The sequence below is a fragment of the Yoonia sp. KMU-150 genome (assembly GCF_056858355.1).
Genome location: NZ_JBXEQF010000001.1, coordinates 1,377,407 through 1,402,764 on the forward strand (window position 1 = coordinate 1,377,407; position 25,358 = coordinate 1,402,764).

The following is a 25,358-nucleotide window of genomic DNA, read 5'->3' on the forward strand; positions in this document are numbered from 1 at the left end:
GGGCGAATTTGGCGAGGGGTCAGGTGTGCGCGTCGAAATGCGCGCGGATGCCGTCATAGACGCGGGCGCGGGTGGCGGGGATTTCCAGCATCACCTCGTGTTCCGCATCGTCGAGGATGTCAAGCCGCCCGCCCGGCCAGTCGGCCATATAGGTCCTGATCTGGGCAGGATCGACGATCGCCTCGCGCGTGCCGAGAAACGTCACGACGGGCATGTCCGGATGCTGCATCCGCGCCAGATGCCCCATTTCGCGCAAAGACGACAGGAGCCAGTGCAGCGACGGGCCACCGAGTGCAAGATCGGGCTGTGCCTTCATTTGGATGATCAGCCTGTCCCACATCGCGCGGTCGCGGGTCAGTGTGTTCACCGCGAAGTCCTCGCGCAGGACATAAGTTTCGCGGAACTGGCCCGGCACCATCCGATGGCCCTGACCGATCTTTTCCGCCACCCAGCCCATCCCCCAGGAGAGCGGGCGCAGGATGGCGGGGGAGATCGTGATGCCCCACATCGGCGCGGAGAACGCAGCGGCGCGCACCGGCAGACCCTCGTGCAGGGCGCGCAGCCCGATGCAGCCGCCCATGGAATGGCCGACCATATAGAAGGGTTCGGGCATGTTCAGGGCGCGGGCGTGGGCGAGGGTGGCTGCAACGTCAAGCTGATAGTCGGTGAATCGCCCGACGTGGCCGACAGCGCGGTCGTCGAGCAACCGGTCGGCGATGCCCTGTCCGCGCCAGTCGACGCAGACTGTGGCATAGCCGCCCTTGGCGAATTCGCGCGCGGCATCGCCGTATTTTTCGATGTATTCGGTGCGACCGGGGAACATCAGCACCGTGCCCTTGGCCCCGTCCAGCGGCCAGTGGGCCACGCGGATGCGCACACCGTCCGATGCCGTCACCCAATGCGCCGCGCCGCCATCCGGCCCGAAGGCGATGTCGTCAAAGAAGGGGGCGGGTGTCAGGCGGGACATCGGGGCGTTCATCGGGCGATCAGGCCAGCACGCTGGAGAGTTTCATCGCCTGACCCATGTCGCCGTCGACCGTCAGCTTGCCGGTCATGAAGGCGGCGGTGGGATTTTCCTCGCCTTCGAGGATCGCCTTGAAGGTCTCTGTGGTGGCTGTGAGGGTCACGTCGGACTCTTCGTCTCCGGCACGGGCGCCGTTCTCGTCGATCATGATGGCGCCTTCGCCCTCGATCACGAATTTGGCGGTGCCGTCGAAACCGCCGTCCATCTTGGCGTTCAGCTGGGTGACTGCTTCGGTGATGACGTCGCTCATGGTGATTTGATCCTCTTTTTTGTCGGTTTGGCCGCGCAGGCTCTGGTGTCGGGCGATCAGCGCGTTACATTCATGGTATGGGCATCCTGACCGATCACTTCAAATGTGTCGTTGCGGCATTTGCGCTGACGATAACGTCAACCGCACCGGTTTCCGCGCAGGAAACGGGATTGGACACGCTTTATCAAGAGCTTCTGGAGGCGGATGAGGACAGTCACGCCCGCATCGCCGACCGGATCACCGCGCGGTGGGAGCGGAGCGGATCGCCCGCCATCGACCTGCTGTTCCGCCGTGGCACCGACGCGCTGGAAGAGGATGCGCCGGAGATCGCGGTGGAGCATCTGACCGCGGCGCTGGACCATGACCCGACCTTTGCCGAAGGGTATCACGCGCGGGCCTCGGCCTATTACGCGCTGGGGCTGATCGGTCCGGCCATCGACGATCTGCGGCAGGTGCTGGTGCTGGAGCCGCGCCATTTCGATGCGATGTTCGGTGTCGGGGTGCTGCTGGAGGAACTGGAGCGGCCGGCGGATGCGCTGGAAGTCTATCAGGCGATCCTGGAAATCTATCCGCGCAGCCCCGAGGCGATCGAGGGCATGGCGCGCGTGTCGCTGCAACTGGACGGTCGGGCGCTCTGAACGGTGGGCCCGACCCCTGACCGGGGTTCACTATGCAACAGTCCCGGATCACGGCCGTTTTGGGGCCGACCAATACCGGCAAGACCCATTACGCCATCGAACGGATGCTGGCCTATCGCACGGGTGTGATCGGCCTGCCGCTGCGGCTGCTGGCGCGGGAGGTCTATGACCGGATCGTCGCGGTGCGCGGGCCGTCCGTGGTGGCGCTGATCACCGGCGAGGAACGGATCGTGCCGGACCGGGTGCAATACTGGGTCTGCACGGTCGAGGCGATGCCGGAGGGCATGGGCTGCGATTTTCTGGCCGTCGACGAAATCCAGCTTTGCGCCGATTCCGAGCGCGGTCACGTGTTCACCGACCGCTTGCTGCACGCGCGCGGGCTGCACGAGACGCTGTTCATGGGAGCGGAGACGATGCGCTCCGCCATCGCGGCACTGGTGCCGAAAGCGCAGTTCATCCACCGCGAGCGGATGTCGACGCTAACCTATGCAGGTTCGAAAAAGCTGAGCCGGATGCCCGGACGTGCGGCGATTGTCGGGTTTTCGGTTGAAAATTGCTATGCGATTGCGGAACTGCTGCGCCGCACGAAGGGCGGTGCGGCTGTCGTGATGGGCGCGCTGTCGCCCCGCACCCGCAATGCGCAGGTCGAGATGTACCAGAACGGCGAGGTGGATTATCTGGTCGCCACCGACGCCATCGGGATGGGTCTGAACCTTGATATCAATCACGTCGCCTTTTCGGCGTTGAGCAAGTTCGACGGGCAGCGGATGCGGCCGCTGCATGCCGAGGAGCTGGGCCAGATTGCGGGCCGCGCCGGACGGCATATGAACAACGGGTCGTTCGGCGTGACGGGAGAGGCTCCGCCGCTCGACGACGAAACCATCCACGCCATCGAGAACCACCAGTTCCGCCCGGTGGGCAAGCTGATGTGGCGTAACGCGGACCTGCAGTTCGGGTCGGCCAAGCGCTTGATACAGTGTCTGGAACAGCGCACCGACGACATGCTTCTGACCCGTGTGCGGGAAAGCGACGATCTGGCTGCGTTGAAGGCACTGGCTGCCGACCCGCTGATCGCGGCGCGGGCCACGAACGGGCCGTCGGTGCGACTTCTGTGGGATGTCTGCCGGATCCCGGATTTTCGCGGCATCAGCCGGGGCGAACATGCCGGGTTGCTGACCCGTATCTACACCGATCTGCATCAGGATGGTGTGGTCGATGAAAACTGGTTCGCGTTGCAAATCGCCCGGATCGACAGGCACGACGGCGACATCGACACGCTGTCGAAACGGTTGGCATATATCCGCACATGGACCTATGTGGCGCAGCGCAAGGGCTGGCTGCGGGACGAAAACCATTGGCGCGACCAGACAAGGGCGGTAGAAGATCGCCTATCGGATGCGCTGCATGGCGCACTCACGCAAAGATTTGTGGACCGGCGGACAAGCGTTTTGCTTCGCCGGCTCAACCAGAAGGAAAAGCTGTTGGCTGACGTAAACGAACAAGGCGAAGTGACCGTAGAGGGCGAATTCGTGGGCAAACTCGAAGGATTCCGGTTCCGCATGGACAAGACCGGCAGCCCGGACGAGGCGAAGACGCTGCGGCAGGCGAGCGTCGCCGCACTTGTCCCGCATTGGCACCTGATGGCCGACAGGTTCTATAACGCGCCCGACCCGGAGATCGATTTTACCGAACAGGGTGGGCTGATGTGGGGCGATCATGCCGTCGGCAAGCTGGTATCCGGGGCCGACCCGCTGAAACCCGCCGTGCAGCCCTTCGTGGATGACGAGGCCGGGGCGGACGTGGCCGAGAAGGTGCAGCGCCGGTTGCAGCATTTCATCGACCGCAAGATCGCCGCCGGGTTCGAGCCGCTATTGAAGTTGCAGGGTGACGAGACGTTGTCGGGCATCGCCAAGGGCGTTGCCTTCCGCATGGTCGAGGGCTTCGGCATCGTGCCGCGCGGCGAGGTGGCCGACGAGGTCAAGGCGCTGGATCAGAACGCGCGCGGCGCGCTGCGCAAGCACGGCATCCGGTTCGGGCAATTCACGATCTTCATGCCGCTGCTGCTGAAACCGGCACCGACGCGGCTGCGTCTGGTGCTGTGGTCGCTGGCCAAGGGCCTGCAGGATTTCCCCGAAAGCCCGCCACCCGGTCTGGTCACCGTTCCTGCCGTCAAGGGCGTGCCGCCGGGATACTATGCCATGGCGGGCTACCGCGCGGCGGGCGAGCGGGCGATCCGCATCGACATGCTGGAGCGTCTGGCCGACATGCTGCGCGACAAGGACAGCCGGGCCGGGTTCGAGGCGAATCCGGATATGCTGTCGATCACCGGCATGACGCTGGAACAGTTCGCCGACCTGATGGTTGCTCTTGGATACAAGGCCGACAAAGGGGAGCGTGAGAAAGTGAAAGCCGCCGTTCTGGAAAAACCCGCGAGCGAGGATCCCAAGGACCCGCCGGCGGATGTGCCGCCCGAAAAGCCTGTGGAGGAGCCGACAGAGCAACCGCCGCAGCCACCGCAGGACCTGCCGCCGCTCGACCCGCCGACGGAAGTGCCGGGCGACAGCCCGACCGATTTGCCGCCGATGGACCCGCCCGATGGCATCCCGTCCGATGTGCCACCCACGGAAATCCCGCAGATGGCTGATGAGGCACCGGAAGCGGAGGTTTTCTATACCTTCACCTGGGCCGGGCGCGGGCAGCGTCAGAACCGGGGCGGGGAGCGTCCGCAGGGCAACAAGCCGCGCGGCAAGGGCAAGCCCCAGCGCGGCAAGGGTGCACCGGGCGGCGGCAACAAGCCGCAGACCTATGCCGCCAAGCCCAAGCGTGAGAAACAGATCGACCCTGACAATCCTTTCGCCGCGGCTCTTGCGGGGCTGAAGAAGGATTGAGCGACACGCCGACTTCGACAGCCGGGCGCGAGACGATCCGGCTGGATAAATGGCTGTGGCACGCGCGGTTTTTCAAATCGCGCAGTCTGGCGGCCGGGGTCGTGTCAGCGGGCAAGGTGCGGGTCGATGGCACGCCTGCCAGCAAACCGAGCCGCAGCGTGGGACCGGGCGACACCCTGACCTTTGTAAAGGAACACGAGACGAAAGTCGTGCGGATCGTCGCCTGCGGCACCCGGCGCGGCCCGGCACCCGAAGCGCAGGCGCTTTACGACGACCTGTCACCGCCGCCGCCTGCGCCGAAACCGGGGGACAGAAGTTCCGCCAATCCGGGGTTCGACGGGAAGGGCAGACCGACCAAGAAGGATCGCAGAGACTTGATGTCCCGACGTGGCGGGGTGGGGTCTTTCGATCTTGAATGACCGCGGCGTCTGCCCTAGTCAGACGCGCGACATATCCAACGGAACGCCCGCATGACCTATATCGTCAACGACAACTGCATCGCCTGCAAATACACCGACTGCGTGGAGGTCTGCCCTGTAGACTGTTTCTACGAAGGCGAGAACATGCTGGTGATCCACCCCGACGAGTGTATCGACTGCGGTGTCTGCGAGCCGGAATGTCCCGCCGACGCGATCCGCCCGGATACCGAACCGGACATGGAAAAATGGGTGGAGTTCAACCGGAAGTATTCCGAGATGTGGCCGGTGATCATCACGAAGAAAGACCCGCTGCCGAATGCCGACGAGATGGACGGCAAGGATGGCAAGATGGAGCTGTTTTCGGAAGCGGCCGGCGAGGGTGGTTGATTCGGGGTGGCGACCCGTTTTTAACCTGTTGAAAACATGCTGTTTCGCGGTGCTGCGCTGCGGCGCTTCCGCGGGGCCTGTTTTTGTGATATACTGAAATCAATGTTGCCGACCTGACGCATTCTGAACCGCCATCCGCCCGACGGAGACACGCTGTCCCCGTGCGGGCGTTCCTGTGCGCGGGTCAGGTCGATTTTGTCGCCATGAAAGGATGATCATGAGCAAGAAGAAGCTGGACTTCAGTCCGAATGAATTCGTCGTCTATCCCGCGCACGGCGTGGGCAAGATCGTGTCCGTGGAAAAGCAGGAAGTGGCCGGTTTCGAACTGGAACTCTTCGTGATCGCCTTCGAGAAGGATAAAATGACCCTGCGGGTGCCGACCCATAAGGCGACCGAGGTCGGTATGCGCGCGCTGGCGACGCCCGACGTGGTGGCCCATGCGATGAAGACGCTGCGCGGCAAGGCCAAAGTGAAAAAGGCCATGTGGTCGCGCCGGGCGCAGGAATACGAGCAGAAGATCAACTCAGGCGATCTGATCGCCATCGCCGAGGTCGTGCGCGACCTGCACCGCCAGGACGACCAGCGCGAACAGAGCTATTCCGAGCGGCAGCTTTACGAGGCGGCGCTGGAGCGCTTGACGCGCGAGATCGCCGCCGTTGCGGGCAATGACGAGGTCGCCGCCGCACAGGAGATCGACAGCGTGCTGGTGGGCCGCGCCGCCTGAACCGCGTCTGTAAACGATGAAAAAAGGCCGTGCCCTGACGGGCGCGGTCTTTTTGCGTGATGTTTCGATTTTCGGGGCCGAAAATCGGTTTGGCGTTTGGTCGGGCCGGTCTGACACCTCGCGGCGGGTGCGGGGCTTGCTGCGGCGTCGGAGCCTCCGGCGGGAGTATTTCCGGCAAAATGATGCGAAAGCGCGCGATCAGTCGGTCAGGGCGCGCCAGCCGATATCGGTGCGGTAGAAGCCTTCGGGCCAGTCGATCTTGTCCGCCAGCGCATAGGCGCGGTCATGCGCCTCTTGCAGGGTGGCGGCACGGGCGGTCATGGCCAGCACGCGGCCCCCTGTGGCGACGATCTGCCCGTCACGGGTGGCGGTGCCGGCGTGGAAGGTCATTTCGGTGCTGGTCTCGGGCAGGGCATCGAGACCGTGGATCGCGCTGCCCTTGTCGTAGGCGCCGGGGTAGCCTTTGGCTGCATAAACCACCGTCATGGCGTGGTCGTCGGCCCAGTTCACCTGCATTTCCGCCAGCCGGTGTTCGGCGCAGGCCTGCAGCAGATCGAGGACCTGCGCGCCCAGCCGCATCATCAGGCACTGGCATTCGGGATCGCCGAAACGCACGTTGTATTCGACCAGCCGGGGCTGGCCGTCCCAGATCATGAAGCCTGCGAAGAGCACGCCCTCGAACGGGGTGCCGCGCTTGGCCATTTCGGCCATGGTGGGGGCGATGATCTCTTCCATCGCCTTTTGCGTGACCGCATCGGACATCACCGGGGCGGGGGAATAGGCCCCCATGCCGCCGGTGTTGGGGCCGGTGTCGCCGTCATGGGCGCGCTTGTGGTCCTGCGCCGTGCCCACGGGCAGCAGGGTTTGACCGTCCGAGAGGACGAAAAAGGAGGCTTCCTCACCGTCCATGAATTCCTCGACCACGACTTCGGCAGATGGGCCGGCAAAAAGCGTGTCGAGAGCGTCCTCGGCCTCGGCGAGTGTCATGGCGACGGTGACGCCCTTGCCTGCGGCCAGACCATCGGCCTTGATCACGATAGGCGCGCCCTGTTTGCGGGTGTAGGCCAGCGCGCTGTCGTGGTCTGTGAAATGCGCGTAGGCGGCGGTGGGGGCACCGGCGGCGGCGCAGATGTCCTTGGTGAAGGCCTTTGATGCTTCGAGCCGGGCGGCGGCCTGCGATGGGCCGAAGGTGAGGATACCGTTTGCGCGCAGGGTGTCGGCGACGCCGGCGGCCAATGGTGCCTCCGGCCCGATGATGACGAAGTCGATGGCGTTTTCGGCGGCGAAGGCTGCCACCGCGTCGCCGTCGCAGATATCAAGGTCGGCGCAATCGGCGAGTGTGTCGATGCCGGCGTTGCCGGGGGCCACGATCAACCGGTCGCATTTGGGGTTCTGTTTCACCGCCCAGGCCAGGCTGTGCTCGCGTCCGCCGCTGCCCAGTATCAGGATATTCATGGCTGCCCCCCGTTGGCCTTTGTCGCCTCGCGTTCTAGGGTGCGGGCAACAGGGCGGCAAGGGGTGGTCATGGACCTTTTCGACGACGGACCGGCGCAGGGCGCGGGCGACAACGCGCCGGAATTTTCGGTGTCCGAGATTTCGGGCGCGGTGAAAAAGGCGATCGAGGGGGGGTTTTCCCACGTGCGCGTGCGCGGCGAGGTCGGCCGCGTGTCGCGGCCCCGGTCGGGCCATGTGTATCTGGACCTCAAGGACGACCGCGCCGTATTGTCGGGGATCATCTGGAAGGGGCGCGCGGTGGCGCTGGCCCAGCAGCCGGAGGAAGGCATGGAGGTGGTCGCAACCGGCAAGCTGACAACCTTCCCCGGCCAGTCGAAATACCAGATCATCATCGAGGAGATCGCGCCGGCGGGGGCGGGCGCGCTGATGGCGATGCTGGAAAAGCGCAAGGCGGCGCTGGCCGCCGAAGGGCTGTTCGCGCCGGAGCGCAAGCGCCCGCTGCCCTATCTGCCGGAGGTGATCGGGGTCGTGACCTCGCCCTCGGGGGCCGTGATCCGCGATATCCTGCACCGGCTGCGTGAGCGGTTTCCGCGCAAGGTGCTGGTCTGGCCAGTGGCGGTGCAGGGGCAGAAGGCGGCACCGGAGGTGGCGGCGGCGATTGCGGGCTTCAACGCCATGACGCCGGGCGGGGCCTTGCCGCGGCCCGATCTTCTGATCGTGGCGCGCGGTGGCGGGTCACTGGAAGATTTGTGGGGCTTCAACGAGGAGATCGTGGCGCGGGCGGCGGCGGCATCCGAAATTCCGCTGATTTCGGCGGTGGGGCACGAGACGGACACGACACTGATCGACTACGTCGCCGACAGGCGCGCGCCCACGCCCACGGCGGCGGCGGAACTGGCGGTGCCGGTACGGCTGGACCTGCTGGGCTGGGTCGACCAGCAGGGCGGACGGCTGATGCGGGCGCTGACCACCGGTGTGGGGCAGCGCCAGCAGCGGTTGCGCGATCTGTCACGCGCGCTGCCGCAGCCGGAGGCGTTGGTGGAAGGCCCTCGCCAGCGGCTGGACTATCTGGGCGAGCGATTGCCTGCGGGATTGCAGGCGGCGGCGGCCCGTAAGCGGGTCCGTCTGTCGGATGTGGCGGGCGGTATACGTCCGTCGGTCCTGTCGCGGATGATCACGGAGGAGCGGCGCAGACTGGCGGTGTTGGCGGCGCGTCTGACACCGGCGCTGGAACGGCGCGTGGCGGACGATGCGCGGCAGGTGGCCACTGTTTCGGCGCGGATTGCTCCGGCGTTGGAGCGCCAGATTGCGCAGGCGCGCGACAGGTTGGTGCGGCAGGTCTTGCGCGCACCGGATGTGGCGCGGGCGAGCGAGCGTCTGGCGGGTGTCTTGCAGCGGTTGTCCGCGCGGGCCGCGCGGCAACAGGCAGAGCGGGTGGCACGGCTGACAGCACTCGACCGGCTGCACGAAACGCTGGGTTACACCGAGACGCTGCGGCGCGGCTATGCCGTCGTGCGCGGCGACGGCAAGGTGGTGACGGGCGTGGCCGGGGTGAAGGCCGCGCGTGAGGTCGAGATCGAGTTTGCCGATGGCAGGGTGACGGTGGACAGCGATCCGCAGGGGCGTTTGCTGTAGTCTCTGGCGTTGCCGGGGCGCTGCCCTCGGCCTGCGGCCTCCGCGTCGGTGTTTTTGACCGGAAGAATGTGTGCGGCAGTCCTCAGGAACTCAGATTGTCGCAAATCAGGGGCGGGGCGTCCTCGACCGTCTCGAAAATCACGGTGGTGCCGGGGCGGGTCGTGAAGACGGCGCGCAACCCGCCGGGTTCGTCATAGATCGCCCAGCATTTTTCCTCCGGATCGGTCTCGTAGAGAAAGCAGATGTCGCTCCCGCGCGGGAACCAGACGCCATTCGTGCATTCACCGGGGGCCGCCGACCAGAGCACGCGGCGGTCGGGCAAATACATCTCTATCCCGTAGGACGGGTTACCGGGGGTGCCGAACGCCAATGTGCGTCCCTTGACGTAGGCCGCGAATTCCGCCGCCGTCATTGGGGTTTCGGCGACGGCTGCGGTGCCTGTCAGGCAAAGGGCGAGGATGAGCGTGCGCATGGGACGATCCTAACGCGGGTGCGGCTGGTGTAAAAGGTCAGGCGGCGGCCCAGGCGCGGGCGCGCGGATCCATCACACGGCGCCAGAGCGCGGGGTGCAGGGCCACGCAGGCCATCACCGGCAGGGAGCGCGGCAGCATCGGGCCGTCGTCTGGGAGCGACAGCGCGGCATAGGGGCGGCTTGGGTGGGCGTGGTGCGCGGAATGGCGCGGCGCGTTCAGCATCAGCGCCGAGGAAAACACATGCGGGCTGTTCCAGCTGTGCCGGTCGCCGACGGGTTCCGGCTTGCCTGTGTCGTCGGTTCCCCGCGAGAGGCCGTAGTGCTGCACGTAATCGGACATCAGCAGTTGCGTCTGCGCGAAACCCGCCAGCGCGAGGTAGATCAGCACGGCCTTGAGGCCACCCAGCAGGGCCGCCAGCAGGATGAACCCGGCGGCACCTGCAATGTAGATCAGGTAGGGGTTGTGCCAGACCGGGCGGCCGATGCGCGCCAGGCGCGTGGCCTCGGCGCGATAGCCTTCGCGGAATGACCCCTTCCAGGCGCGGGCAGCGTAGCGGTAGAAACTTTCGCCCAGCCGGGCGGAGTTCGGATCGCTGCGGGTGGCGACATGGCGGTGGTGCACCAGCACATGCGCGGAAGTGTGATGCCCGAACAGCAGCGAGATGTAGATCCACATGCCAAGCCGGTGCAGGGCGCGGCTGCCGCGGTGGATCAGCTCGTGCGCGTTCGAATTGCTGACCTGGCCGAAGAAGAGGCCCGCGGCGGCGACAAGCGGCAATTTCTCCCACAGGTGCAGGGTGTCGCCCGCCAGCGCGGTGACGACGACCAGGAGCAGGACGAAATGGGCGATGGCCAGCACGACGCAGAGCGCGTCGGCGGCGGGAAATTCGGACGTCGGCACGGGCGGGCTGACCCGGCGCACCAATTCGTCGAGACTGGCGGTCAGGGCCGTCAGGAACAGCAGTGCCAGCAGCACCCACCAGCCCCCCGCGAGCGCGCCAAGTGCGATCAGCAGGACAGGGGTGAGGGTGGCGGCGGCGAAAAGGACCTTGGTTGCCGAATTGTCGTGCGTCTGTGTCATGGCCAAGGGCTGTAGCACAGCTTTCCGTGGCGCGGCAGGGGGATTGCAGCGGCGCGACAAGATGTGCGTGCAACGTGTCTGGCGGGTCGAATGTCGCATTTGCCTATCGCAGCCGCGTGCAAGGTTGTTACAACGGCGGCACAGTTGACGAAAGGACCGCGGTATGGCGCTGGATGACAAGCAGGGTGTCTGGAAATCAGGCAAGGGGAAGGGGCGGCACACGCCCAAGGGCCGCCAGCTTGACGATCAGGCGTGGGAGGAGGTCCGCGCGCTGATCGGCACCGGGCCGCACCGGCGCGATCTGCTGATCGAATACCTGCACCTGATCCAGGACAAATACCGCTGCCTGTCGGCGCCACACCTGCGCGCACTGGCCGAGGAGTTGCGCATCGGGCAGGCAGAGGTTTACGAGGTCGCCACTTTCTACGCCCATTTCGACGTGGTGAAGGAGGGCGAGACACCGCCGCCCGCGCTGACGATCCGGGTCTGCGATTCGCTGTCGTGCGAACTGGCGGGTGCGCAGGCGCTGAAACAGGCGCTGGAGGACGGGCTTGACGCAAGCGAGGTCCGCGTGCTGCGCGCGCCCTGCATGGGCCGCTGCGACACGGCACCGGTGCTTGAACTGGGCCACAACCACGTGGACCACGCCGATCTGGACAAGGTGAACGCGGCAATCGCGGCGGATGACACCCATGCCCATCTGCCCGACTACGAGACCTACGACACCTATGTCGCCAACGGCGGTTACGGCGAACTGGCCGTGCTGCGCGACAGCGGCGACTGGGAGGCGGTGCAGGAGAAGGTGCTGGCCTCGGGGCTGCGCGGCCTTGGCGGGGCCGGTTTCCCGTCGGGGAAGAAATGGGGTTTCGTGCGCGCCAATGCGGGCCCGCGCTATCTGGCGGTGAACGGTGACGAGGGCGAGCCGGGCACGTTCAAGGACCGCTGGTATCTGGAACGCACGCCGCATCTGTTTCTTGAAGGGATGCTGATCGCCGCATGGGCGGTCGAGGCCGAGACCTGCTTTATCTACATGCGCGACGAATATCCGGCGGTGCTGGAGATTTTGCGGCGCGAAATCAAGGCGCTGGAGGAGGTTGGCGTCGTGGCGGAAGGATACATCGACCTGCGCCGGGGGGCCGGTGCCTATATCTGTGGCGAAGAATCCGCGATGATCGAGAGCATCGAGGGCAAGCGCGGCATCCCGCGCCACCGCCCGCCCTTCGTGGCGCAAGTGGGTGTTTTTGACAAACCGACGCTGGTGCATAACGTAGAAACCCTGCTCTGGGTCGCGCGGGTCTGCCGCGAGGGACCGGGGATCCTGAACGAGGTGGAACTGAACGGGCGCAAGGGGTTGCGGTCCTATTCGGTGTCTGGCCGTGTCGCCGCACCGGGTGTCTACGTGCTGCCCGCCGGCTCCACCATCACCGACATCATCGCGGCTGCGGGTGGCATGGCGAAGGGCCATGCGTTCAAGGCCTATCAGCCCGGCGGGCCGTCCTCTGGCCTGCTGCCCGCGTCGATGGACGATGTGCCGCTCGATTTCGACACGCTGCAACCACACGGGTCGTTTATCGGGTCCGCCGCTGTCGTCGTGCTGTCCGATCAGGACAAGGCCCGCGATGCGGCGCTGAACATGCTGCGGTTCTTCGAGGATGAAAGCTGTGGCCAGTGCACGCCCTGTCGTGTTGGCTGTGAAAAGGCGGTCAAGCTGATGCAGGCCGATACCTGGGATCAGGACCTGCTGACCGATCTGAGCACCGCGATGGTCGACGCGAGCATCTGCGGGCTGGGGCAGGCGGCCCCGAACCCGATCAAACTGGTGATGAAGCACTTTTCGGACGAGATCTGACCGCTGCTGCCGCTGATCCTCCTGCTGCTGGCGGCGTCTTTGGCGGCGGCGCTGGCCTATGGCGGCTATTTCGTGCTGCGACCGGTCGGTACGCTGCGCAGCGTGGTCAAGACGGCGGCGGTCGGGGTGCTGTCGATGGTAGCCATTCTGGGACAGGGGCCGCCCCTGCTGATCGCGGCGCTGGCGCTGGGCAGTGCGGGCGACTTCTGGCTGTCGCGACGAGGGGAGCGCGCCTTTCTGACGGGGCTCGTCTGCTTTGCTGCGGCGCATCTGGCGTTGATCGGGCTGATGGCGGACGGCTGGCCGGTGCTGAATGGTCCCGTGGTCGTTCTGACCGCATTCGTCTGTATCATGGCGGCGGTGCTGTTTCGCCGGGCCGGGGCGCTGCGCTGGCCGGTACTGGGCTATGTCGGGATCATCGCAGCCATGGGTATCGTCGCATTGCAAGCTGGCATGCCGCCCTTGGCGCGGACGGCGGCGCTGCTGTTCATCGCGTCGGATACCGTGCTGGCGACGGAGCTATTCGTCTTGCCCCGAAGCCGCCGCGATGCGCCACTGGTCGCCATGCTGATCTGGTATCCCTATTGGCTGGCGCAATTGGGCTTTCTGTGGGCGTTTTGCCTGCTCTGGATCACCTGACCCTTTTATCCGCGCCGCGGTCGGCATAGGTATTTGACAGGGATAATGCGGGGCGCGCGGGATGTCGTTTTTCAAGAAACTCAAGGACCGGATGTTCAAATCCTCGTCGAAGATCGACGAGGGGCTGGATGCCATCGTTGCGGATGGCGGCGAAGAGACGGAAGAGCCGGCCGAGGAAACGCTTGTCACCGCCCCGGTGACCGAGACGCTTCCTGAGCCTGAGCCTGAGCCTGAGCCTGAGCCTGAGCCTGAGCCTGAGCCTGAGCCTGAGCCTGAGCCTGAGCCTGAGCCTGAGCCTGAGCCTGAGCCTGAGCCTGAGCCTGAGCCTGAGCCTGATGTCGAACATGCGGGCGGCGCGGCGGCGGTGCCGCAAACGGATGTGATCGACGAGATCACGGAAGAGCCTGTTTCCGAGGATATGAGCGATGCCATCGAGGCCGCGATTGACACCGGCGCGGGTGAGCCGGAGGTTTTCCCCGAACCCGAACCCGAACCCGAACCCGAACCCGAACCCGAACCCGAACCCGAACCCGAACCCGAATCTGCGCCCTCGGTCGTGTTACCGACGACGCTGTCGCCGGTGGCACCGATGCTCGAAGAGACTGTCGAGGACGCCGCCGCCCCTGCGAAAAAGGGCCTGCTAGGCCGGTTCTTCGGCGGCAGGGAGCAGAAAACCGTGGTGCGCCGGGTGCTCGACGACGACATGCTCGAACAGCTTGAGGAATTGCTGATCAGCGCCGACATGGGCGTCGACACGGCGTTGCGGGTCACCGCCAACATGGCCGAAGGACGGCTGGGCCGGAAACTGTCGGTGGCCGAGATCAAGGCGCTGATGGCGGCCGAGGTCACGCGGATCATGGAACCGGTCGCGCGCCCAATGCCGCTTTATGCGCACAAGCCGCAGGTTGTGCTGGTCGTGGGCGTCAACGGGTCGGGCAAGACCACGACCATCGGCAAATTGGCGAGCCAGTTCAAGGCCGCGGGCAAATCGGTGGTGATCGCGGCGGGCGATACGTTCCGCGCGGCGGCAGTGGAACAGTTGCAGGTCTGGGGCGACCGCGCCGGGGTGCCGGTGCTGACCGCACCCGAAGGGTCCGACCCCGCATCGCTGGCCTTCGATGCGATGGGCAAAGCGCAGGCGGACGGTGCCGACCTGCTGATGATCGACACTGCCGGGCGTTTGCAGAACCGCGCCGACCTGATGGAGGAACTGTCTAAGATCGTGCGCGTGATCCGCAAGAAAGACCCCGACGCGCCGCACAACACGTTGTTGGTGCTGGATGCCACGACGGGCCAGAACGCGATCCAGCAGGTGAAGGTGTTTCAGGAATTGGCGGATGTGTCGGGCCTTGTGATGACAAAACTCGACGGTACGGCCAAGGGTGGCGTGCTGGTGGCTCTGGCGGATAAATTCGGCCTGCCGATCCATGCCATCGGCGTCGGCGAACAGATCGACGATCTCGCCCCCTTCGACCCGGAGGATTTCGCTGCGGCCCTTGTCGGGACGGAGGCACGATGATGCGGTGGTTGGTATTTGCTTCACTACTGGCCGGGTCGCCCGCGGTCGCGTTCGAACAGGCGTCGCAGGCCGAATGCCAGCAGATGTGGCAGGTCGTGCTGGAGACATTTCCATTCACCGATGCCCGCGAGGATGAAATCGGTGCAGCGCAGGTCACCTACACATCGGATGGCTGGTGCCGCTTGACCGGTGGCACGCCGGGGCTGGAGGACGCCGCGTTCGCGCAGGCCGATTTCCGGGTGGACGACGTGAACCGGGTGATCGTGGACCGCCTGCCGCCGGGGGCGCTGGCGCTGCGCCTTGCCGATGTGGTGCCCGACGCACCATCGGCGGACCCGCTGGACCGCATCGACGTCGTTCTCGTGCATGACCAGGCAAGCAACAACCTGATCGTGCAAACCCTTGAGATTGCACAGGACAACGGCGACCGGTTGCAGCTGACGGCGGTGCTGAGCCATGTGAACCTGAGCAGTCGCGGTGCGATGATGATGAGCCTCGGCGGCATCAGCCTTTCGCAGATGGCGGGGGTGATGACGGTCACCGGAGCCGACGACCTGCTGGGTGCCAGAGACGGATCAGCAGCTGAGCGGCGCCTGTTCCTCGATGCGCTGTACGACGTGCCGAACGGGGTGATCGCGGCGTCCGACATTGCGGCACTCGATGCCTTTCTGTTCGGCGAGGCAGGCACGCTATCGTTCGCTTTGGCCAGCGAGCGGGGCCTTGGCCTGTTGCAGACGGTCATGGGCAGCTGGATCGCGGACCCGGACAATACCGTGGATATGGCGGAGCGCCTCGAAATCCTGTTCGACGGCATGACCCTGCGTTTCGACTGGGACGCCGATGACGTGATCGAACAATAATGGACGACCTCGGCGCGTGGCTCGTCGCGATTTCGGGCACGCCGGAGGGTGCCCGGCTGGCCACGGCGCTGGCGTTGATGTCGGCGGTGGCGCATGCGGTGTTCGGCGCGCTGCAAAAGGGACGGCACGACCCCTGGCTGACGCGCGGGGCGATTGATTTCTGGCTTGCCGTGATTTCCGCCCCGGTGGTGCTCTTCATCGTGCCGTGGCCCACGATACAGACGCTGATCATCCTCGCGGGCGCGCTGGTGATCCACTTCGGCTACAAGCTGACGATGGCGCTGGCTTATGAAAAGGCCGCGTATACGGTGGTCTATCCTGTCGTGCGCGGCACCGGTCCGCTGGTGACCGTTCTCGCGGCCAGCCTGATCTTTCACGAACATTTCACCTTAATGCAATGGCTGGGCGTCGCCTGCCTGTCGGGCGGGATTCTGCTTCTGGCGCTGCGCAACCTGACAGAGGAAACGCTGGATCCGCGCGCGCTGCGGATCGGGCTGGCCTGGGCGCTGGCGGGCGGAATCCTCGTGGCGATCTACACGACATATGACGCCTATGGCATCCGCCAATCGCTCAACCCGTTTACCTTTCTTGCATGGTTCTTTTTCATTACCGCGCTGGATTTCCCGCTGCTGGCCGCCTGGCGCTATCGCCGGATGATCGACCCACCCGCGCTGCGCCCGTTGCTATGGCGCGGTTTCGCGGGGGCCTGGATCGCATGGATCAGTTTCGGTGGCGTGATGATGGCGACGCGGCTGGACAAGGTGGGCGAGGCGGCGGTGCTGCGCGAAACCTCCACCGTCTTTGCCGCCCTGATCGGCTGGTTTATCCTCGGTGAAAAGGTCGGTCCGCGCAGGCTTGTCCTGATGGCGATGATCGCGCTGGGCGCGGTGATCGTGGAATTGGGGGGCTGATGGCATCTGTGCCACGCCGTGCGTCGACGTGACCGGCAGGCGGGGATTGCATCTGGTATGCCGCGCGCAAGCCGCTACATAGACACGATGACAGACAAACCGATCAATCCCGTCCTCAAACAGGTGCTGGAGCTTGGCCCCACGCTCGTCTTTTTCCTGATCTACCTGCGGATCAGGGACAACGTCTATGAGATCGGCGGGGTGGAATACACCGGCTTCATCGTCGCCACGCTCATATTCGTGCCGATCCTGCTGGCGGCGATGGCGATCCTCTGGGCGTTGACCCGGAAACTCAGCCGGATGCAGATTTTCACTGCCTTTATGGTGATCTTCTTCGGCGGGTTGACGGCCTGGTTCAATGACGAGCGGTTCTTCAAGATGAAGACCACCATCGTCTATGGCGTTTTCGTCGTGATCCTCGGTATCGGGCTGTTGCGCGGGCGCAGTTATCTGGAATGGGTGATGGGAGAGTTCCTGCCCATGCAGCACGAGGGCTGGATGATCCTGACGCGCCGGGTGACGGCGATGTTCTTTGCGCTGGCGGTCGCGAACGAGGTCGTCTGGCGCACGATGTCGACCGATGCCTGGGTCAAGATCGAAACCTTCGCCTTTCCGATCGCGCTGTTCCTGTTCCTCTGGGCGCAGATCGTGGCGCTGCAACGCTATCTCATCGAGCCGGACAAGACCTGAGCTAGCACATCTCGCGCAGATGGGTCGAATCGTGGCGGCCCTGAAAGCCGTGCCGGATTCCGCCGCACTGGTTGATCCTGTCGACCATCATTTGCGGCAGCGGCGGTCGAAACGTCACACCCGCCGCATCGCCTCGCGACCAGAGCACCGTCGCCGGGGCCGTCGCATGGGCGATCAGGAGGGTGATCTTGTCACCGCGCGCCAGACCCGCGGCACCGGTGATCCGGGCACCGCCCGCGTTCACATCCACGATCTTGCCCTTGCGCTGCCCGGCGGGGGACGAAAACCGGATGTCGTAATCTGCGGGGTGGCGCAGGGCGCGGTAGCTTTGCATCGTGATCTCCTGACTGTGATGCAGCCAACCTGACCCGGAGACGTTGATAATCCGTTGCGGTGCCGGATTTTCCGACAGGTTGGTAAACACCCGGTCGCGCGAACCCGTCTTGACGGCAGCGGGAGGGGAGCGTAATCGAAACGTCGTGGCGATTTGTTACCGGATTGCGGGCCACGTTAAACATACCGCTAAAATGGGAAAGGGCCTCGCCCCGATACCTGTTCCCGGTGTCGGGGCTTTTTCGTGCCCCCATTGGATAGGAAGACGACGATCATGACCCAACGCAACAGCCTGCACCGCCGCACCAAAGCTGTGCACCACGGGGTGCGCCGCAGCCAGTATGGCGAGGTGTCCGAGGCGATCTTTCTTACGCAGGGCTTTGTCTATGAGACGGCGGAGGCGGCAGAGGAACGGTTCATCAAGATCGAGGGCGACGAGTTCATCTATGCCCGCTACGGCAATCCGACCGTCGCCATGTTCGAGGACCGCATCGCGGAACTGGAAGGGGCAGAGGCAGGGTTTGCCACCGCATCGGGCATGGCCGCCGTCAACGGCGCGCTGATGGCGATGCTGAAGGCGGGCGATCATGTAGTATCGTCGCGCGCGCTCTTCGGATCGTGCCTTTACCTGCTGGAAGACGTGCTGCGTCGCTACGGAGTGGAGGTCACGCTGGTCGACGGGCGCGATCTGGACGCATGGCAGGCCGCGATCCGCGAGGATACCGCGCTGGTGTTTCTGGAAAGCGTGTCGAACCCGACGCTGGAGGTGATCGACCTGAAGGCCGTCTGCGACATGGCCCATGCCGTCGGTGCGCTGGTGGTGGTCGACAACGTCTTCGCCACGCCGGTCTATTCCTATGCGATTGAAAGCGGGGCCGATCTGGTGGTCTATTCCACGACGAAACATATCGACGGGCAGGGGCGCTGCCTGGGCGGGATCGTGCTTGGCAAGCGCGACATGGTGCGCGGCCCCGTGGAGGCCTATCTGAAACACTCCGGCGGGGCGATGTCGCCGTTCAACGCATGGGTGATGCTGAAATCGCTCGATACGATGGATCTGCGCATCGACGCGCAATGTGACACCGCCGATAAATTGACGGCGGCGCTGGCGCGTCATCCCAAGCTGGAAAAGCTGCTGTTCCCCGGCGATCCATCGCATCCGCAGCACGATCTGGCCAAGCGCCAGTCGCCGCGCGGCGGCACGGTCTTCGCCATCGACATCAAGGGCGGCAAGGACGCGGCGTTCCGCTTCCTGAACGCGCTGGAGATCTTCACGATCTCCAACAACTTCGCCGACAGCAAATCCATCGTGACCCACCCGGCCACGACGACCCACCAGCGCCTGACGCCCGAACACCGCGCGACGCTGGGCATCACCGACGGGCTGGTCCGGGTGTCCTGCGGGCTGGAACATGCCGATGACCTGCTGGCGGATTTGCAACAGGCGCTGGACCGTATTTAGCGCCGTGGCGGTCACGATCAGGGCGTTCGTTCCGACAGACGGCCCGGCGCTGGCCCGCATATTCCACGATGCGGTGCAGATCGGCGCGGCGATGGCCTACAGTCAGGCGCAGCGCGATGCCTGGTGCCCCGCATGCCCGGCGGACGACTGGGCCGAGGCGCGATTTGCCGGGCTGACGACATTAGTCGCGGTGACGGACAGGCCGGTCGGCTTCATGAACGTCGATGCGGCAGGCTATGTCGATCTGGCTTTCGTGCAACCCGACGCCGCGCGGCAGGGGGTCGGCACCGCCTTGCTCTCGCACATCGAAGATCACGCCCGCGCCCGGGCCATCCGGCAGCTTTCGACCTATGCCAGCCACGTCGCACGGCCTTTCTTTGCCCACCACGGCTGGGACGTGATCCGCGCCAATACCGTCGAAAAGGGTGCAATCACTTTGCAAAACTGGTTTATGGTAAAGGCGTTGACCATGGCCGGGGCCAAATACCATGACCGAACATTCCCCATCTGACGCGCGTGTGATCCGGGCCGCGGTTCGCAAACTGTCACAAGCACCCCATATCAGTGTATCAGACAGGGACGCGGGGGCGACCGCCATGAACGTACACAGCACCGACATGAGCCGGGAGCCGACACGGGCCGAGGCCGAGGCCGCACTTGCGCTGCTGCGCCGCTGGGCCGGGGACGTGACGCCGGAGGAAGTCGCGACGCTCGACCCGTTGGTCAGCCGGCTCATTCCGGGGCAGGAGGTGTCGAACTACCCCGCACTGGCCCGCGCCTACCCGGATGCCTTTGCCGCTGATGAGGACTACAAGGCGACCATGCCCGATTTGCAGAACGGGCCGGCATCGCTGATCAGGGGGTCGAAACAGCAGATCCAGCATGTCGGTATCTCGAACTTCCGCCTGCCGATCCGGTTCCGCACCCGCGCGGGCGGTGACGTGACGCTGGAAACCTCCGTCACCGGCACCGTGTCGCTGGAGGCGGAGAAGAAGGGTATCAATATGTCGCGCATCATGCGCACCTTCTATAAACACGCCGAGGAGACTTTCAGCTTCGACGTGATCGAACGCGCGCTTGATGCCTATAAGGCCGATCTGGACAGTTTCGACGCCCGCATCCAAATGCGGTTCAGCTTTCCGATGAAGGTCGCGAGCCTGCGCTCGGGGCTGGAAGGGTATCAGTATTACGACATCGCGCTGGAACTGGTGGAAAGGGGCGGGGTGCGCCAGAAGATCATGCACCTCGATTACGTCTATTCGTCGACCTGTCCCTGCTCATTGGAGCTGTCCGAACACGCGCGGCAATTCCGCGGGCAACTGGCCACGCCGCATTCGCAACGTTCCGTCGCGCGAATGTCGCTGGTGGTGGACGACGCACACAACTGCCTGTGGTTCGAAGACCTGATCGACATGGCCCGCGCGGCGGTCCCGACCGAAACGCAGGTCATGGTCAAGCGCGAGGACGAACAGGCCTTTGCCGAGTTGAACGCCGCCAATCCGATCTTTGTCGAGGACGCGGCGCGCCTGTTCTGCGAACAACTGCTGCGTGACCCCCGCATCGGCGATTTCCGCGTGGTGGCCAGCCACCAGGAAAGCCTGCACAGTCATGATGCGGTGTCGGTGCTGACCGAAGGCGACACCTTCGCCGCCCAAAGCATCGACCCCAAACTGTTCGCGACGCTGTTTCATGTGGGGTGAGGGAGCCCGCCCCACATTGGTGTAACATTCTGTCCGCCGGTCAGCCCGGCACGGCTTCCGTTGCGTAACTTGTCAGAAATTCTTCGCTTGGCGCGATCGGTGTAATCAGGTCGATCAATATACCGTTCGGGTCGGTGTAGATTACATGACGTTGGCCGTGCGGCTCATCCCGCAGGCTTTGCACAGGCGAGAGGCCAACTGCCCGAAGACGGGCATCCTCGGCATCCACGTCCGCCACCTCGAAGCTGAGAATTACATTTCGGGTGACACCTCGCCGGTCAGCCGGGACAGTCTCGTGATCCGCTGCCAGAACGGTAATGTTCACAGACGGGTCCGTTCTGCTTTGCAGGTGAAAGTACCAATCGCTTTCAAACATGGCCTGAAAGCCGAAATTGTCCATGTAAAAGGCGGCGGTCGTGATGACATCGCTGACTTGAATCAGAGGGTAGAATTGCGAAATTTTCATCTTTCGGGTTCTCCATTAAGATACTATGTGTATGTAACTTGATTCCAATTTACATGCAAGTTGTATTTTTATGTGGTAGGCATGCGAGGAATGGATATCCTAGCCACTGGAAGGAGCATCGAATTGGCAGCGCAACGTCGTCGCACACAAGCTGAAAGGCGGGCAGAGACAAGGGCTGCTCTTTTGACAGCGGCCCGGGAGCTATTTACCGAACAGGGGTTCGCAGAAACCGGCACACCGCAGATTGTTGACAGGGCCGGCGTTACACGTGGCGCTCTTTATCACCACTTCGCCGACAAGACAGACCTGTTCCGCGCGCTGGCTGTTCAGGAAGCCGGGGTTGTCAGTGATCAGATCGACAATACAACGCTTGGCATCGACGATCCGCAACAGGCCATGGAGGTCGGGATCGCCGCCTATTTCGATGCGATGTCGGTTCCGGGGCGCGCACGCCTGTTACTGGCCGATGCGCCCGCAATTCTGGGACATGTCGAAGCGCTGGCATTGACTGAACCCGTGACCAGCGCGGGGCTGAAAGAAGCCTTGCACCGGCTCCGGCCTGGCTTGAGTGACCATGATCTCGCGGCCCTCACCAATGTCGTATCGGCCGCGTTTGATCGCGCCGCTATGGAAATCGCCAATGGCGCGATACGCGCGCCCTACATAAAAGCAATGTCGCTTCTTGTTGCACAGACGATGGTGTCACGCCCTGATTCAGCTTGAAGACTACGGTGTACATCGGTCGCTCGAGCGGGTTGACGTGACATAGGTTGCCCGGAAAATGCTGCAATCGAACGACAGTCTGCCGTGCGCATCTCGGGCAAGATGTTGCCCACTGCAATTTGCGTGCGTGGCTCTCCCCCAACCTTGACACCCCCCACGCCCCGCGCCAAGCCTGCATCCATGTTGGATTTGCGCCCCGTGGGCTATGTCATCGGATTGCTGATCGCCTCGCTGGGGCTGACCATGGTGCCGCCGCTGATCGTCGACCTGTGGGTCGGCAACGGGCATTGGCCGGTCTTCGTCGAATCCGCGGTGCTGACGGTCCTTTGCGGCGGGCTGATGGCGCTGTCCTGCGCCAACGGCGTGTCGGCAGGGCTGAACCTGCGGCAGACCTTCCTGCTGACGTCGCTGGTCTGGCTGACCCTGCCGGTCTTCGGCGCGCTGCCGTTCGTCATCGGCGCGACCAACGCCAGTTTCACCAACGCATTTTTCGAGGCGATGTCGGGGCTGACCACCACCGGGGCCACCGTCTTCAGCGGGCTGGAGGCGCTGCCTGCGGGCCTCAAACTCTGGCGCGCGACGCTGCAATGGCTCGGCGGAATCGGGATCATCGTCGTGGCGATGGTGTTCCTGCCGGAACTGCGGGTCGGCGGCATGCAGATTTTCCGTTCCGAGGCGTTCGACACGATGGGCAAGATCCTGCCCCGCGCGGGTGAGATCGCCCGCAATATCTCTGTCATCTACGTGGCGCTGACGCTGGCCTGTGCGCTGTCCTATTCCGCGACGGGCATGGCCCCGTTCGACGCGCTGTGCCACGCGATGACCACGGTCTCGACGGGGGGTATGGCCAACAGCGACGCCTCGTTCGGCGCGTTCGGGGCGGGGGCGCATTATGTCGCGGTCATCTTCATGTTTCTCGCGGCCCTGCCTTTCGTGCGCTACGTGCAGTTTCTGGCCGGTTCCGCGCAGCCCTTGTTTCGTGACAGCCAGATCAGGGCGTTTTTCCTGACGCTCGCGATCTGCGTGCTGCTGATCACCAGCTGGCTCTGGGGGCGCGAGGGGGTGGTGACGGAGGTTGCCTTCCGCGAGGCGCTGTTCAACGTGCTGTCGATCATGTCAGGCACAGGTTACGCCAGCGCCGACTACATGCAGTGGGGGACGTTCCCGGTCGTCGTGTTCTTCTTTATCGGGCTGGTCGGCGGCTGCGCCGGGTCGACCTCCTGTTCGATCAAGATCTTCCGCTACCAGCTGCTCTTCGCTTCGATCAAAAGCCAGATCCGGCTGATCCACTCGCCGCACGGCATCTTTCCCCCGCGCTTCGAGGGGCGCAAGGTCGGTGAGGACGTTCTGAACTCTGTCATGGCGTTCTTCGTGGCCTTCGTGCTGGCGCTGGGGCTGTTCACGGTGCTTCTGGGGATGACGGGGCTGGATTTCATCACATCCGTGTCCGGCGCGGCATCGGCGATCGGCAACATCGGCCCCGGGCTTGGCCCCGAAATCGGCCCGGCGGGGAATTTCGCGGGGCTGAACCCGGCGGCCAAGTGGATCCTCGCCATCGCGATGTTCGTAGGGCGACTGGAAATCATGGTCGTGCTGGCCATTCTGACATTCAAATTCTGGAGGTCCTGACCATGACGACCCGACCGCTCGGCGCGCAAATCTCGCATATGCTAAAGGATCGCGGGGTGACGACGATCTTCGGCATTCCCGGCGTGCACAATCAGGAAATGTATCGCGGGATCGAGGAGGCGGGGATCACCCATGTGCTGGCGCGTCACGAACAGGGGGCCGGGTTCATGGCCGACGGTTATGCCCGCGCGACAGGCAGGCCGGGGGTGGCCTATGTCATCACCGGGCCGGGATTGTGCAACATCATGACCCCGATGGGGCAGGCGTATTCGGATTCCGTGCCGCTGCTGGTGCTCTCCTCCTGTCTGGCAGAGACGGCCGCCACGCGCGGACAGTTGCACCAGATGCTGGATCAGGAAGCGGCGGCAGGGGCCGTCTGCGACTGGTCGGAAACCGCCCACACACCGGATGCCGCCTACGCCCTGATCGACCGGGCGCTGGGTGAATTTGCGACCCTGCGACCGCGCCCCAAGCATATCAGCGTGACAATTCCCGCGCTCGAAGGACAGGCCCCGCCGCCACCCGCATCGCCTGCGAAGATCAAGAGCGGGCTGCACCTGTCCTATGACGACAAAACGCTTGTCGAACATCGTCTCAGGACCGCCGAGAAGCCCCTGATCATCGTGGGTGGCGGGGTCAAGCACGGCCACAACCTGTTCCAGATTGCGCGCAGGACAGGCGCGATGGTCATGACGACCTATGCGGGTCGCGGTGTACTGTCTGGCCATGACGAACGCTGCCTCGGCGCCTATCTGGCGCGGCCGGGCAGCGCCGACGTGATCGCGCAGGCCGATCTGGTGGTGGTCGTGGGGTCTGAACTGTCGGAGGTGGATCTGTGGCGCCAGAACCTGGGCCACACCGCCGATATGATCCGCGTGGATATCGATCCCGAGGTGCTGCGCGACAGGCACAAGGCGGACATCGCGATCCACGCGACAGCACATGCGTTTTTCAACGATCTGTTCATCCTCGTGGATGACTGGCCCGACGACAAGCCTTTTGTCTGGGGCCGCGACAGGATCGCCGCGCAGGACAGCGCCTGGCGCGCCGAGATCGACGCCGAACGCCCCGGCATCCTGCCCGTCGCCGACGCCCTGCGCGCGGCGCTGCCGGACGATACGATGATCTATTCCGACATGACCCAGTTCGCCTACGCCGCCAAGGAAATCTGGCCGATGTCCCGCCCCGGCCACTGGCATCACCCTTACGGTTTCGGCACGCTGGGCTATGCGCTGCCTGCGGCCATCGGCGGCAAGATCGGGGTGGGGGATCAGCCGGTCGTAGCCATCGCCGGGGACTACGGATTTCAATACACGCTGCAGGAACTGATGGTCGCGGTGGAGCTGGAGCTGACCTTGCCCATCATCATCTGGGACAACGGCAAGCTGGGCGAGATCGAGGACAGCATGGTCCGCGCGCAGATCGCGCCCAACGCGGTGATCCAGAAGAACCCGGATTTCGTGAAACTGGCAGAGGCCTACGGCGCCGCCAGCGCCGCACCGCAATCACTGGACGAGATTGGTGGTGCGGTGACGGATGCGCTGGCCCGCAAGGGGCCGACGATCATCTATTTGCAGGCCAGCGTGCTGGGGTAGCGGCAAAAG

The 25,358-nt window shown here is 64.5% G+C and carries 25 protein-coding genes and 1 riboswitch; of the genes, 18 read left to right on the top strand and 7 right to left on the bottom strand.

Annotation, left to right across the window (positions count from 1 at the left end; genetic code table 11):
• Positions 1 to 19 precede the first annotated feature (19 nt).
• The gene (locus AC04PH_RS06725) at positions 20 to 967 is read right to left on the bottom strand and encodes an alpha/beta hydrolase (protein WP_483064972.1); all 948 of its coding nucleotides are present in this window, start codon (positions 965 to 967) and stop codon (positions 20 to 22) included.
• A gap of 19 nt (positions 968 to 986) precedes the next feature.
• The gene (locus tag AC04PH_RS06730) at positions 987 to 1,274 is read right to left on the bottom strand and encodes an SCP2 sterol-binding domain-containing protein (protein ID WP_483064973.1); all 288 of its coding nucleotides are present in this window, start codon (positions 1,272 to 1,274) and stop codon (positions 987 to 989) included.
• A gap of 170 nt (positions 1,275 to 1,444) precedes the next feature.
• On the opposite strand from AC04PH_RS06730, the gene AC04PH_RS06735 reads away from it, so the two are divergent.
• The 5 genes from AC04PH_RS06735 to AC04PH_RS06755 all read left to right on the top strand — a co-directional run bounded on the left by AC04PH_RS06735 (position 1,445) and on the right by AC04PH_RS06755 (position 6,330).
• Complete coding sequence (locus tag AC04PH_RS06735; protein WP_483064974.1) at positions 1,445 to 1,912, top strand: tetratricopeptide repeat protein; 468 nt, start codon at positions 1,445 to 1,447, stop codon at positions 1,910 to 1,912.
• Between the two features lie 32 nt (positions 1,913 to 1,944).
• Positions 1,945 to 4,800 (top strand): helicase-related protein, encoded by a 2,856-nt coding sequence (locus AC04PH_RS06740; RefSeq protein ID WP_483064975.1) that lies wholly within the window; start codon positions 1,945 to 1,947, stop codon positions 4,798 to 4,800.
• On the top strand, positions 4,797 to 5,219 hold the full coding sequence (locus AC04PH_RS06745) for an RNA-binding S4 domain-containing protein (RefSeq protein ID WP_483064976.1): 423 nt from the start codon (positions 4,797 to 4,799) through the stop codon (positions 5,217 to 5,219). The genes AC04PH_RS06740 and AC04PH_RS06745 overlap by 4 nt, the downstream gene beginning before the upstream one ends.
• A 51-nt stretch (positions 5,220 to 5,270) precedes the next feature.
• Complete coding sequence (fdxA, locus tag AC04PH_RS06750; RefSeq protein ID WP_483064977.1) at positions 5,271 to 5,606, top strand: ferredoxin FdxA; 336 nt, start codon at positions 5,271 to 5,273, stop codon at positions 5,604 to 5,606.
• A 217-nt stretch (positions 5,607 to 5,823) separates the two neighbouring features.
• Positions 5,824 to 6,330, top strand: coding sequence for a CarD family transcriptional regulator (locus tag AC04PH_RS06755; protein WP_483064978.1), 507 nt, complete (start codon positions 5,824 to 5,826; stop codon positions 6,328 to 6,330).
• A gap of 198 nt (positions 6,331 to 6,528) precedes the next feature.
• On the opposite strand, the gene purD is transcribed toward AC04PH_RS06755, so the two are convergent.
• Positions 6,529 to 7,785, bottom strand: a complete 1,257-nt coding sequence (gene purD, locus AC04PH_RS06760) for a phosphoribosylamine--glycine ligase (protein ID WP_483064979.1) — start codon at positions 7,783 to 7,785, stop codon at positions 6,529 to 6,531.
• 69 nt (positions 7,786 to 7,854) lie between these two features.
• On the opposite strand from purD, the gene xseA reads away from it, so the two are divergent.
• A complete protein-coding gene (gene xseA / locus AC04PH_RS06765; RefSeq protein ID WP_483064980.1) occupies positions 7,855 to 9,420 on the top strand; it encodes an exodeoxyribonuclease VII large subunit in 1,566 nt (521 codons plus the stop codon).
• 82 nt (positions 9,421 to 9,502) lie between these two features.
• Here the strand turns inward: xseA and AC04PH_RS06770 are convergent, their stop codons facing one another.
• The gene (locus tag AC04PH_RS06770) at positions 9,503 to 9,892 is read right to left on the bottom strand and encodes a hypothetical protein (protein ID WP_483064981.1); all 390 of its coding nucleotides are present in this window, start codon (positions 9,890 to 9,892) and stop codon (positions 9,503 to 9,505) included.
• Positions 9,893 to 9,929: 37 nt separating this feature from the next.
• On the bottom strand, positions 9,930 to 10,973 hold the full coding sequence (locus AC04PH_RS06775) for an alkane 1-monooxygenase (RefSeq protein ID WP_483064982.1): 1,044 nt from the start codon (positions 10,971 to 10,973) through the stop codon (positions 9,930 to 9,932).
• A 163-nt stretch (positions 10,974 to 11,136) separates the two neighbouring features.
• Here AC04PH_RS06775 and AC04PH_RS06780 point away from each other — a divergent pair, with 163 nt between their 5' ends.
• The 6 genes from AC04PH_RS06780 (at position 11,137) to AC04PH_RS06805 (ending at position 17,441) form a co-directional block, all read left to right on the top strand.
• Positions 11,137 to 12,822 carry an NAD(P)H-dependent oxidoreductase subunit E gene (locus AC04PH_RS06780; RefSeq protein WP_483064983.1) on the top strand — a complete coding sequence of 562 codons (1,686 nt, stop codon included), beginning with the start codon at positions 11,137 to 11,139 and terminating at the stop codon, positions 12,820 to 12,822.
• 39 nt (positions 12,823 to 12,861) lie between these two features.
• On the top strand, positions 12,862 to 13,461 hold the full coding sequence (locus tag AC04PH_RS06785; RefSeq protein ID WP_483064984.1) for a lysoplasmalogenase family protein: 600 nt from the start codon (positions 12,862 to 12,864) through the stop codon (positions 13,459 to 13,461).
• Positions 13,462 to 13,522: 61 nt separating this feature from the next.
• Positions 13,523 to 14,980, top strand: a complete 1,458-nt coding sequence (gene ftsY / locus AC04PH_RS06790; RefSeq protein ID WP_483064985.1) for a signal recognition particle-docking protein FtsY — start codon at positions 13,523 to 13,525, stop codon at positions 14,978 to 14,980.
• A complete protein-coding gene (locus AC04PH_RS06795) occupies positions 14,977 to 15,840 on the top strand; it encodes a hypothetical protein (RefSeq protein WP_483064986.1) in 864 nt (287 codons plus the stop codon). The genes ftsY and AC04PH_RS06795 overlap by 4 nt, the downstream gene beginning before the upstream one ends.
• Entirely contained in the window at positions 15,840 to 16,751 is a 912-nt protein-coding gene (locus AC04PH_RS06800) for a DMT family transporter (RefSeq protein ID WP_483064987.1), read from the top strand. The genes AC04PH_RS06795 and AC04PH_RS06800 overlap by 1 nt, the downstream gene beginning before the upstream one ends.
• 87 nt (positions 16,752 to 16,838) lie before the next feature.
• Positions 16,839 to 17,441, top strand: a complete 603-nt coding sequence (locus AC04PH_RS06805) for an inner membrane-spanning protein YciB (RefSeq protein WP_483064988.1) — start codon at positions 16,839 to 16,841, stop codon at positions 17,439 to 17,441.
• 1 nt (position 17,442) lies between these two features.
• On the opposite strand, the gene AC04PH_RS06810 is transcribed toward AC04PH_RS06805, so the two are convergent.
• Positions 17,443 to 17,775: a PilZ domain-containing protein gene (locus AC04PH_RS06810; RefSeq protein WP_483064989.1), complete on the bottom strand. Its 333-nt coding sequence runs from the start codon at positions 17,773 to 17,775 to the stop codon at positions 17,443 to 17,445.
• A gap of 135 nt (positions 17,776 to 17,910) precedes the next feature.
• Positions 17,911 to 17,988, top strand: a riboswitch (SAM riboswitch).
• 60 nt (positions 17,989 to 18,048) lie between these two features.
• Between AC04PH_RS06810 and metZ the strand changes: the two genes are divergently transcribed.
• From metZ to folE2, 3 genes are all read left to right on the top strand, one after another.
• On the top strand, positions 18,049 to 19,236 hold the full coding sequence (gene metZ, locus AC04PH_RS06815; RefSeq protein ID WP_483064990.1) for an O-succinylhomoserine sulfhydrylase: 1,188 nt from the start codon (positions 18,049 to 18,051) through the stop codon (positions 19,234 to 19,236).
• Positions 19,237 to 19,240: 4 nt separating this feature from the next.
• Entirely contained in the window at positions 19,241 to 19,747 is a 507-nt protein-coding gene (locus AC04PH_RS06820) for a GNAT family N-acetyltransferase (protein WP_483064991.1), read from the top strand.
• 85 nt (positions 19,748 to 19,832) lie between these two features.
• Positions 19,833 to 20,936 carry a GTP cyclohydrolase FolE2 gene (gene folE2 / locus AC04PH_RS06825; protein ID WP_483064992.1) on the top strand — a complete coding sequence of 368 codons (1,104 nt, stop codon included), beginning with the start codon at positions 19,833 to 19,835 and terminating at the stop codon, positions 20,934 to 20,936.
• Positions 20,937 to 20,976: 40 nt separating this feature from the next.
• On the opposite strand, the gene AC04PH_RS06830 is transcribed toward folE2, so the two are convergent.
• Positions 20,977 to 21,402, bottom strand: coding sequence for a VOC family protein (locus AC04PH_RS06830; RefSeq protein WP_483064993.1), 426 nt, complete (start codon positions 21,400 to 21,402; stop codon positions 20,977 to 20,979).
• Positions 21,403 to 21,492: 90 nt separating this feature from the next.
• Here AC04PH_RS06830 and AC04PH_RS06835 point away from each other — a divergent pair, with 90 nt between their 5' ends.
• The 3 genes from AC04PH_RS06835 (at position 21,493) to AC04PH_RS06845 (ending at position 25,349) form a co-directional block, all read left to right on the top strand.
• Complete coding sequence (locus AC04PH_RS06835) at positions 21,493 to 22,125, top strand: TetR/AcrR family transcriptional regulator (RefSeq protein ID WP_483064994.1); 633 nt, start codon at positions 21,493 to 21,495, stop codon at positions 22,123 to 22,125.
• 180 nt (positions 22,126 to 22,305) lie between these two features.
• A complete protein-coding gene (locus tag AC04PH_RS06840; RefSeq protein WP_483064995.1) occupies positions 22,306 to 23,754 on the top strand; it encodes a TrkH family potassium uptake protein in 1,449 nt (482 codons plus the stop codon).
• Between the two features lie 2 nt (positions 23,755 to 23,756).
• On the top strand, positions 23,757 to 25,349 hold the full coding sequence (locus AC04PH_RS06845; protein WP_483064996.1) for a thiamine pyrophosphate-binding protein: 1,593 nt from the start codon (positions 23,757 to 23,759) through the stop codon (positions 25,347 to 25,349).
• Positions 25,350 to 25,358 lie beyond the last annotated feature (9 nt).

What these genes read in the sequence shown, in the direction of transcription:
- ftsY (WP_483064985.1), top strand. Translation starts at nt 13,523, where the DNA reads ATGTCGTTTTTCAAGAAACTCAAGGACCGGATGTTCAAATCCTCGTCG.
- purD (WP_483064979.1), bottom strand. Translation starts at nt 7,785, where the DNA reads ATGAATATCCTGATACTGGGCAGCGGCGGACGCGAGCACAGCCTGGCC.
- AC04PH_RS06795 (WP_483064986.1), top strand. Translation starts at nt 14,977, where the DNA reads ATGATGCGGTGGTTGGTATTTGCTTCACTACTGGCCGGGTCGCCCGCG.
- AC04PH_RS06755 (WP_483064978.1), top strand. Translation starts at nt 5,824, where the DNA reads ATGAGCAAGAAGAAGCTGGACTTCAGTCCGAATGAATTCGTCGTCTAT.
- xseA (WP_483064980.1), top strand. Translation starts at nt 7,855, where the DNA reads ATGGACCTTTTCGACGACGGACCGGCGCAGGGCGCGGGCGACAACGCG.
- AC04PH_RS06805 (WP_483064988.1), top strand. Translation starts at nt 16,839, where the DNA reads ATGACAGACAAACCGATCAATCCCGTCCTCAAACAGGTGCTGGAGCTT.
- fdxA (WP_483064977.1), top strand. Translation starts at nt 5,271, where the DNA reads ATGACCTATATCGTCAACGACAACTGCATCGCCTGCAAATACACCGAC.
- AC04PH_RS06835 (WP_483064994.1), top strand. Translation starts at nt 21,493, where the DNA reads ATGGATATCCTAGCCACTGGAAGGAGCATCGAATTGGCAGCGCAACGT.
- metZ (WP_483064990.1), top strand. Translation starts at nt 18,049, where the DNA reads ATGACCCAACGCAACAGCCTGCACCGCCGCACCAAAGCTGTGCACCAC.
- AC04PH_RS06810 (WP_483064989.1), bottom strand. Translation starts at nt 17,775, where the DNA reads ATGCAAAGCTACCGCGCCCTGCGCCACCCCGCAGATTACGACATCCGG.
- AC04PH_RS06840 (WP_483064995.1), top strand. Translation starts at nt 22,306, where the DNA reads ATGTTGGATTTGCGCCCCGTGGGCTATGTCATCGGATTGCTGATCGCC.
- AC04PH_RS06770 (WP_483064981.1), bottom strand. Translation starts at nt 9,892, where the DNA reads ATGCGCACGCTCATCCTCGCCCTTTGCCTGACAGGCACCGCAGCCGTC.
- AC04PH_RS06780 (WP_483064983.1), top strand. Translation starts at nt 11,137, where the DNA reads ATGGCGCTGGATGACAAGCAGGGTGTCTGGAAATCAGGCAAGGGGAAG.
- AC04PH_RS06730 (WP_483064973.1), bottom strand. Translation starts at nt 1,274, where the DNA reads ATGAGCGACGTCATCACCGAAGCAGTCACCCAGCTGAACGCCAAGATG.
- AC04PH_RS06725 (WP_483064972.1), bottom strand. Translation starts at nt 967, where the DNA reads ATGTCCCGCCTGACACCCGCCCCCTTCTTTGACGACATCGCCTTCGGG.
- AC04PH_RS06845 (WP_483064996.1), top strand. Translation starts at nt 23,757, where the DNA reads ATGACGACCCGACCGCTCGGCGCGCAAATCTCGCATATGCTAAAGGAT.
- AC04PH_RS06800 (WP_483064987.1), top strand. Translation starts at nt 15,840, where the DNA reads ATGGACGACCTCGGCGCGTGGCTCGTCGCGATTTCGGGCACGCCGGAG.
- folE2 (WP_483064992.1), top strand. Translation starts at nt 19,833, where the DNA reads ATGAACGTACACAGCACCGACATGAGCCGGGAGCCGACACGGGCCGAG.
- AC04PH_RS06740 (WP_483064975.1), top strand. Translation starts at nt 1,945, where the DNA reads ATGCAACAGTCCCGGATCACGGCCGTTTTGGGGCCGACCAATACCGGC.
- AC04PH_RS06775 (WP_483064982.1), bottom strand. Translation starts at nt 10,973, where the DNA reads ATGACACAGACGCACGACAATTCGGCAACCAAGGTCCTTTTCGCCGCC.
- AC04PH_RS06830 (WP_483064993.1), bottom strand. Translation starts at nt 21,402, where the DNA reads ATGAAAATTTCGCAATTCTACCCTCTGATTCAAGTCAGCGATGTCATC.